The sequence below is a fragment of the Bdellovibrio bacteriovorus genome (assembly GCF_001592755.1).
GTDB classification, from domain to species: Bacteria; Bdellovibrionota; Bdellovibrionia; order Bdellovibrionales; family Bdellovibrionaceae; genus Bdellovibrio; species Bdellovibrio bacteriovorus_E.
Window position 1 is genome coordinate 164346 of record NZ_LUKF01000003.1, and the last position, 14663, is coordinate 179008.

Consider the following 14663-nt stretch of genomic DNA (forward strand, 5'->3'; position numbering starts at 1 on the left):
TGTCGTCCGTAATTTCTTGAACGTATTTTAACAGGATTTACTCTTTAGAATTGTTCAAACTGTATGGGCGTATAAGTATGCCTCGTCATGCGAACATCTATTGAACAACTTTACAATTCAATTAATAAATTAATGTCTCAGGTCTGCAAAGATCCTCGCTTGGAATCGGCGCTCTTAACAGCGCTTGGTCACATGGAGGATTTAGCGGCAAAGCAGATCCTGGGAAATGTGTCGGCTTCAACTCCCCCGCAGTTTCTTTCGGAAATTCGCGTGCATGCGGAAGACGAACTAAGACATCGTGATGCCTTGTGGGCGGTACGTCCTTTTGCTGAAGCGAAGGATGCGCGAGAGCTCGAACTGCGACGAGATCTTCAAGGTATTGCTGAAAGCTTTACAGTCGGATATTTCGGCAATCCGATTTTGATTCAAGCTAAATCGCGTTTTAACGCTTATGTGCACGGAGCTTTGACGATCGAGCAGTTTCCTTTTCAGATTTATTCTTGTTTTATCAAAGCGACATATTCCGAATCCGTTCGCTCCGTTTTGACTTCGGTGCTTGCCGATGAAAAGAGTCATATTCAGCTTGGCAAGAAGATGATGGAGACTTTGCCAGAAACAGAGAAGCTTTGTCTGACCCAGCTCCATACAATTGAAAAAGAGATGTGCCATAAAATGGTTCTGCGTATGTCTGACGTTATTTCTGCATATGAAAATCACACAGAGCGACGAGACACCTTATCGGCCAGTGAAAAGCTAGGACATGCGTTGAGTGCGGACGCTGCCGCCACTTCGCTTTGGATCTACGCTTTAGGAGACAGCGAAGAATTAGCGGCCAATCATATGCAAGAGATTTTTAGGCGACGCCATCTTCCGTTACCCGTAGAGATGGTTGAGCATGTGCAAGACGAGAAAAGACATGCGCAGTTGTTGCGCCAGACGGTGCTTCTTCGCCGCCGCAAATACTTACAACAGCCAAAGTACAAAGTTCTTGAAGTGCGTATGAGAAAGGCGACGGAAAGATATCTTGTTACTTACTTCAGTCACGTGATGAAGAAGTTTTCCGATCCGGAAGAGATTTACTTGTACGGAGCTTTGGGACTTGAGATGCGCGTCTTTAAACACTACGCGCACTTAAGCGAAACGACACATTCTATTGATGTCGCATTTATTTTGGATGAGATTTTAAAAGATGAAGCCGAGCACACGCAAATGGTGCATTTGCGTTTAAGAGACCGCGGCTATATTAAGCCAGAAATTTTGAAATGGATTCGACAGACGGAAGAAATTTGTTTTGAGCGCGCAGCTTCGCAAGTGCTAGGCGGTTTGTTTTGCACCCGTACTTGGAAGGAATCCGCGGCGGAACTTGTATGAAGCAGGCGTTTATCTTTCCTGGCTTGAATGCTCTTTTACGACGTACGGATCGGGTTCGGTATCTTCACCGACCTCGAGTGCAGTGGTATTTACGTCGCGCGGAAGAGATCATTGCAGACAACTTTGGTTATCGAATGTCTTTTTCTGATTTCCTAGAAGGCCGTGTTGAAGATATTTATTCCGTTCAAAATATCAGTGTCGCTGCCGTCGCGATTTGCAGTATTCAAACAGCCGTCGCTGAAGAGTTGGCTGAAATTCAAGGACCTCCTGATTTTGTAATGGGATGCTCTTTAGGGGATCTTTGCTCGCGCGGTGTTCGCGAAGGCCTATAGTTTTGAAGATGCAGTGGTGAATCATATCAAGTTCACCCAGAAAATTGACGGCATTGACAAGATCGGACGGAATATTGGCGTTCTTGCTCCGAAGGGCCAGGTTTTTACTGACGAAGACTATCAGTGGTTTTCGGATATTGCGGTCGATGTGTCTTGCCTGACTCCTCGATTCCTGAACATCGGCGGCCGATTTCAAGAGTTGGAAAAAGTGGAAGCGCGCGCGAATGAGAGGTCATGGAATACAATGAAGATCTTAGAATACCCCGCCCATTCGCGCTATATTTTGCCTTATGTAGAATGCGTGCAAGAAGATTTTAAGTCTGTGACGGTTCGTCGCCCTTCGATTCCGATGTATTCAAGCTTCAGCGCCACTCCGATTTCTGATCCGGTCGCGATTCGTGAAGAGTTCCTTTTGAGTATTTGCAAACCGATTCACTGGAACCAAGCCGTGCAGGCGATTTGTAGGAATGACGGTGTTACGAGGTTTGTGAATATTGGGCCGTGTCGGAGTTTGAGTGGGTTGATGCGGGATATTCCGGTGGTCGCTGAGTGTATTGAAGCGGAAAGTATCATTGGCGGTAACGCGGTTTCTTTCAGGAATCGAGAAGAGCTGCTAATGTGAATTATTTCTTCAGGCTAATTTCGGAGCAATTGAGATCGAAATCTAAAGTCTTTCATCTGAAGTCTTTCGAAATCTGTTCCGCAAAATAAAAACTCTATAATTCTCACTGAAGGTTAGATTACGGTTCCAAAATAACGGTTCATAAACAGTTTTAAGTCGTTGATCTCTCAATAGAGCAGGTTTTTCAACCTCGTTGTTTTACTTCCACGATGGAAGTGCGGACAATTCTGAATCCGATTTATATTCCACTGCCATCGTGGCAGTGGAATATTGATCTTTTTTCCATCTCCATACTTCCTAAAACTAGAAATTCCATACATTTATGCGCCAGGGTCTAGAGCTCCTCCCCTATTTTTAAATACATAGATCGCACAACGTTCGTGTCTCCACTTGAGACTGGATAGTCAAATAATCTTGATATCATTAAGAGTTTCGCAATACCACCGATGTGATAAACATGATTAAATATATAGTCTTATCTTTATTTATTCAGTCCATGGCACTCGCCGACTGGGCTCCGCTATCAGTAGCTCCGTATGAAATACTTTCGATGGTTGATACCATCGACGTTGATAAAAAAGGTCTTTACACTATTACCAGTGAAGCTTCGATGCGCGTTCTTAACGAACAAGGCCGCAACACACTAGTCTTAAAAAAAATTCCATTCTTACCTGAATCCACTAAAATCACAGTTATCAGAGCTTCAAGTATAACCGATGGTGTTGAGACAATGGTTGACCTAAAGACTGTTCGTATCGAGGCTGCCAAATCTCCGGAAGGCGGGCTGGCCGCATACAAAGACGTCGTAATCCCGTTTACAAATTTAAAAGTAGGATCCACGATTACCTACCGGTTTGTGGAGAAAAAAACAAAACAGCTTATTCCAGGTCATTTTTCTGTAGAATACAATTATGGAATGAGCGTTCCAGAAGCCGGAGGTCACCTCACTGTGAAATCTGCTATTCCAATATTCTTCGCTATGAGCGATCCATGGAAGAATCTTGAAATCCAAAACATTAAAGAAAACGAAAAGTTTGTGCTTCGAGTGAAACAAAAAAGCTCCCTCTACAAACTTCCTATTGAATTCGGCCCCATAATCCGAAAAGAAAACGCAACCCGTATACAAATCAGTTCAATAAACAACTGGCGGGACTACCTAAAATCATTCGCTGGAAAGTATGAGAAAATACTCGAAGTTAAAAAGCTTCCCGCATCTTACCAGAAAATTGCCGACCTTGCTAAAAGTGCGAACTCGGTCGAAGAGAAAATAAACATTGTTACCTCCGAGTTAGCTTCTATAATGACTTACTCGGGAGACTGGACAACCTTTGAAAAAATGTTTGTACCACGTCCCTTGAATGAGGTCGAAAAGCTAAAAACTGGAGATTGTAAGGATTTTTCAATCGCGACGGTAGCAATCTTGCGCAATTTAGGAATTAGCGCTGAAGTCGCCCTGACTCACCGAAAATCCCCAAGTGCGCAATTAGGAATGTATACGATTGATCCGTTAGATCTCAATTTGGTACTTCAAGACGCATTCAATCACGCAATTGTTAAAGTGAAAAATGGACAATCTATATACTGGGTGGACCCAACCAATATTGTAAGTAATGCCTCTACGCCGTTTAGCGATATTACTGGTTCGTATGCCCTTGAAGTCTCCACAAATGCAACGGGCCTTGAAAGAATCCCATATCCATCAATGGGCCAGAATTCGATACGAGTGGTGAAAAACTATAACATCCGGGAAGACAACACAGCTGATACGACATCAAGTTTTAGATTCACTGGTGTATTTGCTAAAGCCGTGCTTGAAATAGCACACTCTCAAAATAAAGAGGTGAGTAAAAAGATACTAATGGCGTTTAATAGAACGGATCCAAAAGATGCCCAAGGCAATTATACGGGAGTGAACTTCAATTCAAGAATTTCAACAGAATTGAAAGGTGTCGAAAAAGCCAGTGGTGACCGTGTTCTAGAAGCGAAGGATAGCAAACTATACTTCAGTGCTCCTCTATCATTCACACTCAACGGACTCACGGTATTTAACAGAACCAAAAGGATAACTGATATGTACACCGAGGGAGCCAGCGAAGATAATACCGTCCTGAAAGTGGATGGGTATGACTTCGTCGGATTTCAAGAAGGATGTACTATTTTAACTCCATGGTTCACAGTCGAAAGAGCCTTTATTAAAACGCAAACTGGTTTTGAAGTTCGAGATCAAAGTAAATTCTTCGATGCGGAGTTGAAAGCAGAAGATATTAATAGTGACAAGTTCAGCACCCACCTTTCAGATATTTTTTATGATTGCGCAGCTACTCAGACCGTTGAAGTGGTCAAGCTTCAACCCGGTCAAAGCTTAAGTACTCGCTTAAAAGATTATAGCGCCAAGAAAGCCAAAGAGCTGATGGAAGTATCCGGCCCAACTTCAATAACAAGCGCTCGACACGCCTATCACATTACGGAAAACTTATTGTCGCAGAATCCGAAGGATAAAGACGCTTTAATTCAAAAGCTTCGCGCCATACGCAGAGTGGGCTATAAAAGCAATCTCATCGACAGCAAAGAATATTATCAAGCGTCCGACTCGATTTTAAAGGTGCTCCTAGCAGATTACCCCAATGACACGACTGTATTAACTCAACGCGTGTGGAGCGCCTATTTTCAGAAAAACCCTGTAGACATGACGATTCATTTTCAAAAACTTTATCCACTCGCACCTAAAAACTACGAATTTTACACGCTAGGAGGTGCCATCGCGGAAGAAATGAAAAGGAATGAGGTTGCGCTAGGATCCTATCTTAAGGCATTTCAACTGGCAGAGAATCCTCGTCAGAAAGCATCTTCATCAGTAGATATCGCGGGTATTTTAATCAACAAAGGCGAGATCGATAAAGGAATTGCCTATTACAAACAAGCTATTTCTTTATATCCCGAAAATACGTGGACCCAAGGAAACCTAATGTCGATGTTGAGTAACCTCAAACGCTACGATGAAGCCATCCAATTGGGCGAAACAATCATGAAAGAAAATCCATATGGAATGGCAAAAAAATCGCTCGCCGAGGCATACAGGGGAAAAGCGTTAGAATATTATAAAAATGGCCGGCAAACCACGGCCGCCGATTTAAAAAGCGAAGCCGGCGAAAAACTTCTTCGAGATGTCGAAGCCTATATCGGTAAAGGTCTTTCATACTATCCAGCCTGCGGAAAATGTCTGGTGTCTATGGCGGCGGTATATCGAATACGTGCTTCGCTTCATGGAGATAAAGATTATGCGATGAAGGCCAAAACTTATTACGATAAGGCGAATCAAGAAGGTGAAATTTCAAAAGACGTTACTCTTATGAGTAGTAGGGAGATCGATGTCATCCTGGGGACTCGTTCCCCCGCAGGAAAAGCCACCTTGGATATGAACGTGAATTATAGCAACTACTCTGAGGTGGACTTACAAAGATAATTTTTCATCCCGAGGTGACTTCCGCGGTGGAAGTGCGGACAATTCTGATCTAACTTATTTTTTCACTGCCACGATGGCAGTGCCAGATATATTTCATTTTCAGACAAAAAAAGAGCCGAACATTCGTTCGGCCCTTTCAAATTTCCTATTTTTTTCTTCCGAAGAATCCGCCGCCTTCTGGAGTTACTTTCAACCCGCGGGCTTTTGCGATTTCGCGAAGAAGTTTTTCTTCGTCTTTGTTTAGCTTATCAGGCAACTGCACATTGATGTGGAAGTAGATATCACCACGGCGGTTTCCGCGCAGGGATGGAAGGCCTTCGCCTTGAAGTTTCACGGTATCACCTGGGTGAGAACCCTTTGGAACTTCCACCGTCGCTTTTGACGTGACCGTTGGGACTTCGATTTCTGCGCCTAGTAGCATTTGTACGTACGGAACTGAGAGCTCTGCGACCAAGTCATCACCGCGACGCTCGAAGTGGTTGTGGGGCTTCACGCGGATTTCTACATACAGATCTCCTGGAGGGCCGCCCATGTAACCGCCCTCACCTTCTGTGGCTACACGAAGTCTTGTGCCTGTGTCGACACCAGCAGGGATGTTTAAGCGGATTTTGCGGTGTTCAGCGACGCGGCCTTTGCCTTTGCAGGACTTACAAGGATTTTTGATTGTGGTTCCTTGTCCCTGACATTGTGGGCACGTGGAAGCCATCGCGAAGAAACCTTGCGAGCGCACGACTTGGCCTGAGCCTCCGCACATTGTACATGTTGTGACTTGTGAACCTTTTTCTGCGCCGGTGCCTTTGCACTCGTCGCAGTTTTTGTCGGTGTCGAATTCGATTTCTTTTTCTAAACCTGTGATCACATCTTTCAATGTGACTTCAGTGACGTATCTTAAATCAGAGCCACGGCGTGGAGAATTTCTGTCGCGGCGTTGGCGTTGTTGTCCGCCCATGCCTCCACCGAAGAAGTCTCCGAAAATATCACCGAAGTGAGAGAAGATGTCTTCAACATCGGTGAAGCCAGCTCCACCACCGCCACGACCTGTGAATGCGTCGTGACCGAAGCGATCGTATTTTGCGCGTTTATCTGGATCACTGAGAACTTCGTAAGCTCCGGCAGCCTCTTTAAATTTATCTTCGGCTTCTTTATTGCCTGGATTTTTATCAGGATGGAATTGCATCGCCAATTTACGATAAGCTTTTTTAATCGTGTCTTGGTCTGCTTCACGGGCAACGCCTAAAATTTCGTAGTAGTCTCTTTGAGCCATTTTCGTTTTTCGTGTCCTAAATTATTGAATGTGCTGTGCAAATCAAAATATGGTGACGAATGAGGATCCGTCAATGCTTGCTTGAGTTTTCTATGCGAGTTCGGCTTTAAAAAGCCATTGGACGCAATGCTTCTTACTTAGAAGAGGCTTTCATCGAATCAATTTTGTCCTGAAGACGCTTAATCAGCGTGGGATCTTGTTGGGTGTCTTTCATTTCTTGTAGAAGAGCTTCGGCGAGTTCCGTGTTTCCGGAGTCGGAGTACAGTCGGCCTGCTAAGGTGAACACCCAGGGAGGAGCGCCGTTTTTACCAGCTTGAATTAATAATTCTGCGGCGCGCTTGTTATCTTTCACTTCATACAAGTAGTGATAAGCTGCGCGGTAAGAGATGCGCCAATCGTTTGGGAATTCTTTAACGCCTTTTTCGAATATCTTTGTCGCACCATCAACGTCTGTGATGATCACGGTTAAAGCCAATGCTCCGGCCGCATAGGGAATGCGAAATTTGGGTGCTAGATTCGTGATGGTATCGAGCATGCTGTAAAGCCATGAATTATTTCGACATACATTTTGTGCGATTTGCTGATCACAATAATCGAAGTCTTGAAGAGAGCGAATCCAAAAAAGATCTGCCATAGCTTCACTATAACCAAACGAAAAATGCTGAAGATTTGGCGGAGGCGCTATCAACGCGCGTTCCTTTTTTAACGAACTTGCCGCGAAGAACTGGGAAAAGACAATGACCACCAAAGCAAAAATCCCCAGTAAGATACTGGGGATTTTAAAGTTGAAATCAAAAGAAGATTCAACGGCAGTCTTCATTAACTATCGAATACCAATCAAAGTATTTCGAATAACTTTTGAACTGTCGATAGCCCATTCATCATTACCACCGTCAGTTTGAATCACAGCCACTGCTGCTGCTTGGAAAGTAGTTGCCGTAGTAAGGCACCCTGCTGCAACTCCGCTGGGACTCGCATCACACATGTTATCATTGATAGCAGGAGCGATAGTACTACCGCCCGCGCCGTTTAACATTGTACAACCATTTTGGAATGTCCCTGCGGTAGTACCACAATATCCAAGCGCTGAAATAGAAGCATTGGCTGGTGTTGACGTATACCCTTCCGCAGCTCCCGCTTGCTTACCCGCCGCAGTAAACCCAACATTATAACGAAGCGAACCCTCAGGCGTATAACCAACCGCCGCGAAACGGCTGTCGTATGTATTATACTCAGAATAAAAAGCTTTCTCAGCCGTATACAATGAAGACAAATTCGTCTTAGCTTCAGACTGACGAGCTTTCGCCATATATTTATTTACAGATGGAACTGCGATTGCAGCGAGGATACCGATGATTGCCACCACAACCATCAACTCAACGAGCGAGAAACCGCGTTGAGAATTCTTAGAAGAGAACAACATTAAGACCTCCATGGTTCTTTAATTCTGCTTACCCACATAAGTGTGTCAAAAGAATATGCTTATTGCAAGTGACTGTCTCGAATCAGACACCATAAATCGCTCCGAGTTTGCATCATCATTTTCAGAGCTAGTCTCGACTAACGAATAGCTTTCTTAAGACCCCCGACTTGCCAAGTCTTAAAGAGTGCTCAAATTGAGTCGTGAGGTAGTAGACTTATGAGTATGGGAAACAACGACAATAATAATAACGGCAGCAATTATCCATTCTCGAGTCCGGAGGGAGAGGCTGGCGTCCAGCTCGTCCCAAAACTAGACACTCCGAAGATGTATAAAGTAATTCTTCTTAATGATGATTACACGCCGATGGATTTTGTGGTTCTTGTATTGCGTCGTTTTTTTGCGAAAACAGAGGAGCAAGCGACGCAAATCATGTTAGATGTACATAAGAAGGGTGCAGGTGTCGCCGGGGTCTACTCCTTGGAGATTGCGGAAATGAAGGTGATGCAAGTCAATCAGTTCGCGCAACTCAATCAGTATCCCCTAAAAAGTACACTGGAGGAGGAAGCATGATGAGCCGCGAACTTGAGCGGAAGCTCGCCGAAGCAACTGAACTCGCCAAACGCCACCATCACGAATTCGTGACGTTAGAACACATCTTGTTGGTGCTAACTGAATCTCCTTTGATGGTTGAGATCCTTGAAGCTTGCGCCGTCAACGTGCAAAAACTTCGTCAGGACTTGCGCGATCATCTGAAATCAGGAATTCCTCAAATCACCGATGACCAGTTGTCATCGTATGGTGGTTTTGATTCCTGGACTCCCGAATTCACACTCGCCTGTCACCGTCTTATTCAACGTGCTGCCATCCAAATGAAGAGCGCTGGCCGCAATCAAATTAGCGAAGGCAGTCTGCTTGTTTCCCTTTTTTACGAGCAAGATTCTCACGCCACTTTCGCTCTGGCGCGACAAGGCCTTACTCAATTTGACATCATCAATTATATTTCCCATGGGATCACAAAAGACGGAAAGGAACACGACATTCCTCCTTCTGCAGCTCCCCGTTCAAGCGAGTATCAAGGCGAATCTTACGAAGAAGGTCGCAGCTCTCCGCTTGAAAGTTTCTGCGTGAATTTAAATGACAAAGCCAAACTTGGAAAATTAGATCCTTTGATTGGTCGTGAAGACGTGATCGAAAGAACCATTCAAGTTCTCTGTCGTCGCACGAAAAACAATCCATTGCTGATCGGCGAACCCGGCGTAGGTAAAACAGCCGTGGCCGAGGGACTTGCGCAAAAAATCGTGCAAGGAAATGTTCCGGAAAAACTTAAAAACGCCGTGATCTATTCTTTAGATTTAGGTGGCTTGCTTGCAGGAACAAAATTCCGCGGTGACTTCGAGGGACGCTTGAAAGCTGTCGTGAAAGACATCGCAAAACGTCCCGGCGCTATTCTATTTATCGACGAGATTCACACCATCGTTGGGGCTGGCGCAACTAGTGGGGGCTCAATGGATGCTTCCAACTTGTTAAAGCCGGCTCTTGCAAGTGGCGACATCAGCTGTATTGGCTCCACCACTCACGTGGAATACCGTCAGTACTTTGAAAAAGATCGCGCGCTGAATAGACGTTTCCAAAAAATCGATATCAACGAACCTTCGAATGAAGATGCAGTTAAAATCCTTCGTGGTCTTCGTAAATCTTATGAAGAATTCCACGAGGTCCAATATACAGAAGAAGCTTTGCGTGCGGCTGTAGAATTATCGCAGAAGCATATTCACGGAAAACTTCTGCCAGATAAAGCGATTGATGTCTTAGATGAAGCGGGAGCCCACTTCCGCTTAAAATTCGAACATGCGGAAGACGTGAAGATTGACGCTCCTGAAGTTGAAGAAACAATCGCGAAGATGACGGGTCTTCCGATCGCAAGTATTTCTTCGAGTGAAAAAACGCAGTTGCGTGATCTTGATAAAAAATTAAAAGCTTTGATCTTCGGTCAAGACGAAGCCATCGATCGTTTGGTTTCAAGTATCAAGTTTTCTCGCAGTGGTTTGGGTCGACCTAATAAACCTATTGGCAGCTTCCTATTCACTGGCCCTACAGGTGTCGGTAAAACCGAAGTATGTCGTCAGCTCGCGCAAATTCTGGGCGTTCACTTTGAGCGCTTTGATATGTCTGAGTACATGGAAAAACATGCGGTTGCTCGCTTAGTCGGTGCGCCTCCGGGATATGTGGGTTACGAAGAAGGCGGTCTTTTAACTGAGGCCGTGACGAAAAATCCTTATGGAGTTTTCTTGTTAGATGAGATTGAAAAAGCTCACACCGACGTGACCAATATTCTTTTGCAAGTCATGGATGCCGGTCGCCTCACCGACAGCAATGGACGTGTCGCTGACTTTAAAAACGTCATCCTTGTCATGACTTCTAACGCCGGAGCTTTAGAAACTTCGCGCGGGACGATTGGCATGGTTGAAGAAAATCGCAGTTCGCTTTCTATGGATGCCATTAAAAAAGCGTTTTCTCCAGAATTCATCAATCGTTTGGACGCGGTTGTTTCCTTCCGTGATCTTTCTGAAGACATGGTTACGAAGATCACACAAAAATTCGTGGACGAACTGAAAATGCTTCTTCTCGAGAAAAAAGTGGAACTGAATGTTTCTCAAGAAGTAATTAAGTGGCTAATGAAAAAAGGCTACGACAAAGTTTACGGCGCTCGTCCTTTAGCGCGTGCCGTGGATGAGCATCTGAAAAAAGCCTTGGTCGACGAATTACTTTTTGGACGCCTTGTCGACGGAGGACGTGTCAATGTGGAACTAGAAAAGGATATTTTGAAGTTCCATTTTAGCACCACCCCTAACGGCACTGGTCAAAAGAATCAAAAACAACCTGTCACGACGTGATGTGATGGCATTGACATTCCTTTTAGAGTTATCATTATTAATGGTGACTCTAGAAGGAGTGCATAAATGGCATTTTTAAAACGTATCGGTTTATTTGTTCTAACAAACGTCCTTGTCATGGTGACGATCGGAATCGTTTGGTCTCTTGTGAGCCGATTCCTTGGTCTTGCAGGTCTTAACTCTTACATCCCATTCTTGATGGCATTCTGTTTGGTTTGGGGTATGGGCGGCGCCTTCATCTCTTTGCTTATGTCAAAGTGGATGGCGAAAATGTTCCATGGTGTGAAAATCATCGAACCTAACAACCAAAATCCAGAACTTCGTGCCTTGGTAAATAAAGTCCACGACTTTGCTCGTCGTGCGCAACTTTCAAAAATGCCTGAAGTCGGTATCTACGAATCTGTCGACATCAACGCATTTGCGACAGGACCTTCAAAGTCCAACTCTCTGGTTGCGGTCTCTACAGGTCTTTTGCAAAGAATGAATGAAAAAGAACTTGATGGAGTTCTTGCCCACGAAGTGGCGCATATCGCAAACGGAGACATGGTCACAATGACTTTGATCCAAGGTATCGTGAATGCCTTTGCGATGTTCTTCTCTCGTATCTTGGCAAACCTGGTCGCTTCCAACGTGGAAGAGCGCTACCGTGAGATTGTTCGCTTTGCGGTGACAATCCTAGGCGACATCGCGTTCACATTATTGGGATCTATCGTCGTGAATTACTTCTCTCGTCGTCGTGAGTTCCGTGCGGACGCCGGTGGTGCGAAGTACTCTTCTCGCGAGAATATGATTGCGGCTTTGCAAAAGTTGCGTTCAGTTTATGATCTGCCTATTCCTCCAGAGGAAGGTCAGACTGCGACTTTGATGATTTCAAATCGCGACAAAGGTGGAATTGCGAAATTGTTCATGACGCATCCGCCTCTTGAAGTTCGCATCCAAGCTCTTCAAACGGGCCGTATCTAAGCGGCGCGTTTTGTTAAATAACCTGATATTTCGTCTGAGTCAGGGTTGTTAAATTCCACAATTCGGCATAACCTAAACGGGTTATGCCGAAAATAATTCTCGCCTTCTCTTTTTTTTCCGTCATCTTAGGTTGTGCAACGACATCGCGTTTAGACACGCGTATCGACAAACGCTTAACTCCACCCGTTCCTAATTTCATTAGCAAATGGAAGAATGCTCCAGTTTCTGATTTAGAAAAATTAGAAGTGGGCGCTAAGGAAGATAATATTCGCTGGTGGAAGACCTACACGTTGGCGATGGCTAAAAAGACCACGGCCCCTAAAGAGGCTTGTGAGGGCTTTAAGTCATTGTCTTCAGAAAACGACTTTCCCCTTCATGATCTGGCGTTGCTTCGTGCTTACGAAACTTGTGTGAACGACAAAGCCTTAGCCGAGCTTCCTAGCAGCACGGTGCCTTGGTATCGCGATCTGATGGTTGATATTAAACTTAAAGAGGCTTTAGAAACTTCGGATTTGCGCGACGATATGGCAGCCTATGTTGAAAAAGCTCGCCTTGATAACAACAAGAAGAACAAAGAAGAATTTTACTTGAAAGCTCTTCTTGCGGCTCAGAAGTCTGAATCCAAAGAAGACATTGAGCAGATTCAAACGGCGCTTTACAAAAACTCTCCACGTCTAAATCCCCTGCCTTTGGAAAAAGATTTAAGCAACGTCGCTTCAGACTATCGCTTTCATCGTGAGTTCGATCACGCGCTAAAGACTTACAAAAAAATCTTGGCGTCAGAACAAACAGGGCCGGATGAGTATTTCCAAACATTGAAAAACATTCGTCAGACTTACAAGGTAGCGCAACAGCGTTCGGATTATATCAACGCGACGGCTGACCTTGTGAATTGGTCTAAAAAGCAATTCCAAAAAAATAAAAAAGATCGCCGTGCGATTGCGCGCTATCACGATGCCCAAGTTCTTTTTGCTAAAACGCTTTGGACAGAAGATCAAACTTCGCAAGCGGTGAAAGTTCTAAACGAAACTCACCGTCTGCTTCGTGGAATCTATCCGATGGATGAAGTTTATTTTATCCAAGGACGTATTGACGAAGAAAAAGGCAATTTCACAAAGGCCATTGAATATTTCGAGGCCAGCTACCAACAACCGGTCAGCTTACCAGGCCTTCGCGATAAAATCGCGTGGTTGAAATCTTGGAACTACTACAAGCTGGAGAAATGGGAAGAAGCGAAGACAAGCTTTGAACAAATGCGCGATCTTGTGAAAGACCCTGCCGACAAATCACGTGCTCGTTTCTGGTTGGCTCGTTCCTTAGAAAAGCTGGGTAAAAATTCCGACGCTCAAAATGAACTTCAAGGTTTGATTAAAGAAGATCCACTAGGTTACTACGGCGTTTTGGCCGTTCGTGAACTTAAACAGAGCTTCACGCCACTTAAGATCGACAACAAAGAACTTCAAGGCTTAAGCCTTCTCGGAGTTTCAGAACTTGATCCGCAAATGCGTTTAACGACGGAATGGTTGATTTCTGTCGACGAAAAACCTTTTGCCGAAAAAGTTCTGAACATCGCGGTTGAAGATTTAAAAAAGAAGAAAGTGACTTCCGAAGAAACTTGGCTTGCGATTTCTTCTGGCTATGCGCGCACAGGCCTTTACCTGCCGCTCTTTTCTGCGATTGGTGCATTGGATTCTTCTGTTAAAGATCGTCTCTTGAACGATCATCCCGATCTTTTATTTCCACAGCCGTTCTCGGACATCATCGCGCAAGCTTCTGATAAAAGCGGAACGCCTCAGGCGTTCATCTATGCGATCATCCGTCAGGAATCTGCCTTTAATCCAGAAGCGCGCAGCTCGGTCGATGCCTTCGGCTTGATGCAACTTCTGCCAAGCGTCGCTAAACAATTGGCGAAAAGAAATTCGTTGGAGTATTCCGAAGCCAATGACTTGTTTAAACCAGAGATCAACATCCCTCTGGGAGCCTTTGAATTAAAGTCGCTAATGAAAAAGTACGACGATCAATTCATCTTGGCGGTGTCAGGTTACAACGCCAATGACAGCGCGATCCGCGGCTGGTTGAAAACCCGCTTCCGCGAAGACTCTGTTGAATTTATCGAAGAAGTTCCTTACGAAGAAACTCGCGCTTACATCAAATTGGTGATGAGAAATTATATCTTCTATCAAAGACTTTTAAACACGGCTTCAGGAACACCGTTCCCCGAAGAACTTCTTTCTTTGAAATCGAATAAGAAGAAAGACATTGTGAAAGAAGAAAGCATCAGTCAGCAGCTTTAAAAATAAAAATCCCGAGTCGAAAGCTCGGGATTTTTTA

The 14663-nt window shown here is 44.6% G+C and carries 11 protein-coding genes; 8 read left to right on the plus strand and 3 right to left on the minus strand.

The window, feature by feature from the left end; translation table 11 throughout:
- Window positions 1-87 precede the first annotated feature (87 nt).
- The 4 genes from AZI85_RS04710 to AZI85_RS04720 all read left to right on the plus strand — a co-directional run bounded on the left by AZI85_RS04710 (window position 88) and on the right by AZI85_RS04720 (window position 5788).
- Window positions 88-1371 carry a ferritin-like domain-containing protein gene (locus tag AZI85_RS04710; protein ID WP_063242997.1) on the plus strand — a complete coding sequence of 428 codons (1284 nt, stop codon included), beginning with the start codon at window positions 88-90 and terminating at the stop codon, window positions 1369-1371.
- Window positions 1368-1703, plus strand: a complete 336-nt coding sequence (locus AZI85_RS17830) for a hypothetical protein (RefSeq protein ID WP_253720842.1) — start codon at window positions 1368-1370, stop codon at window positions 1701-1703. Before AZI85_RS04710 ends, AZI85_RS17830 begins: the two co-directional genes overlap by 4 nt.
- 16 nt (window positions 1704-1719) lie before the next feature.
- Window positions 1720-2325 (plus strand): hypothetical protein, encoded by a 606-nt coding sequence (locus AZI85_RS17835; RefSeq protein ID WP_253720843.1) that lies wholly within the window; start codon window positions 1720-1722, stop codon window positions 2323-2325.
- Between the two features lie 457 nt (window positions 2326-2782).
- Window positions 2783-5788, plus strand: coding sequence for a DUF3857 domain-containing protein (locus AZI85_RS04720; protein ID WP_063242998.1), 3006 nt, complete (start codon window positions 2783-2785; stop codon window positions 5786-5788).
- A gap of 145 nt (window positions 5789-5933) precedes the next feature.
- Here the strand turns inward: AZI85_RS04720 and dnaJ are convergent, their stop codons facing one another.
- The 3 genes from dnaJ to AZI85_RS17930 all read right to left on the minus strand — a co-directional run bounded on the left by dnaJ (window position 5934) and on the right by AZI85_RS17930 (window position 8475).
- Window positions 5934-7052 (minus strand): molecular chaperone DnaJ, encoded by a 1119-nt coding sequence (dnaJ, locus tag AZI85_RS04725; RefSeq protein WP_063242999.1) that lies wholly within the window; start codon window positions 7050-7052, stop codon window positions 5934-5936.
- 133 nt (window positions 7053-7185) lie between these two features.
- Entirely contained in the window at window positions 7186-7872 is a 687-nt protein-coding gene (locus tag AZI85_RS04730; RefSeq protein ID WP_253720844.1) for a hypothetical protein, read from the minus strand.
- A gap of 3 nt (window positions 7873-7875) precedes the next feature.
- Complete coding sequence (locus tag AZI85_RS17930; RefSeq protein ID WP_063243000.1) at window positions 7876-8475, minus strand: type IV pilin protein; 600 nt, start codon at window positions 8473-8475, stop codon at window positions 7876-7878.
- Window positions 8476-8691: 216 nt separating this feature from the next.
- Between AZI85_RS17930 and clpS the strand changes: the two genes are divergently transcribed.
- The 4 genes from clpS to AZI85_RS04755 all read left to right on the plus strand — a co-directional run bounded on the left by clpS (window position 8692) and on the right by AZI85_RS04755 (window position 14626).
- Window positions 8692-9045 (plus strand): ATP-dependent Clp protease adapter ClpS, encoded by a 354-nt coding sequence (gene clpS, locus AZI85_RS04740; protein WP_253720845.1) that lies wholly within the window; start codon window positions 8692-8694, stop codon window positions 9043-9045.
- A complete protein-coding gene (gene clpA, locus AZI85_RS04745; RefSeq protein WP_063243001.1) occupies window positions 9042-11369 on the plus strand; it encodes an ATP-dependent Clp protease ATP-binding subunit ClpA in 2328 nt (775 codons plus the stop codon). The genes clpS and clpA overlap by 4 nt, the downstream gene beginning before the upstream one ends.
- Before the next feature lie 66 nt (window positions 11370-11435).
- A complete protein-coding gene (htpX, locus tag AZI85_RS04750) occupies window positions 11436-12332 on the plus strand; it encodes a protease HtpX (RefSeq protein WP_063209230.1) in 897 nt (298 codons plus the stop codon).
- Between the two features lie 83 nt (window positions 12333-12415).
- A complete protein-coding gene (locus tag AZI85_RS04755; protein ID WP_063243002.1) occupies window positions 12416-14626 on the plus strand; it encodes a lytic transglycosylase domain-containing protein in 2211 nt (736 codons plus the stop codon).
- The last annotated feature ends 37 nt before the right edge of the window (window positions 14627-14663 follow it).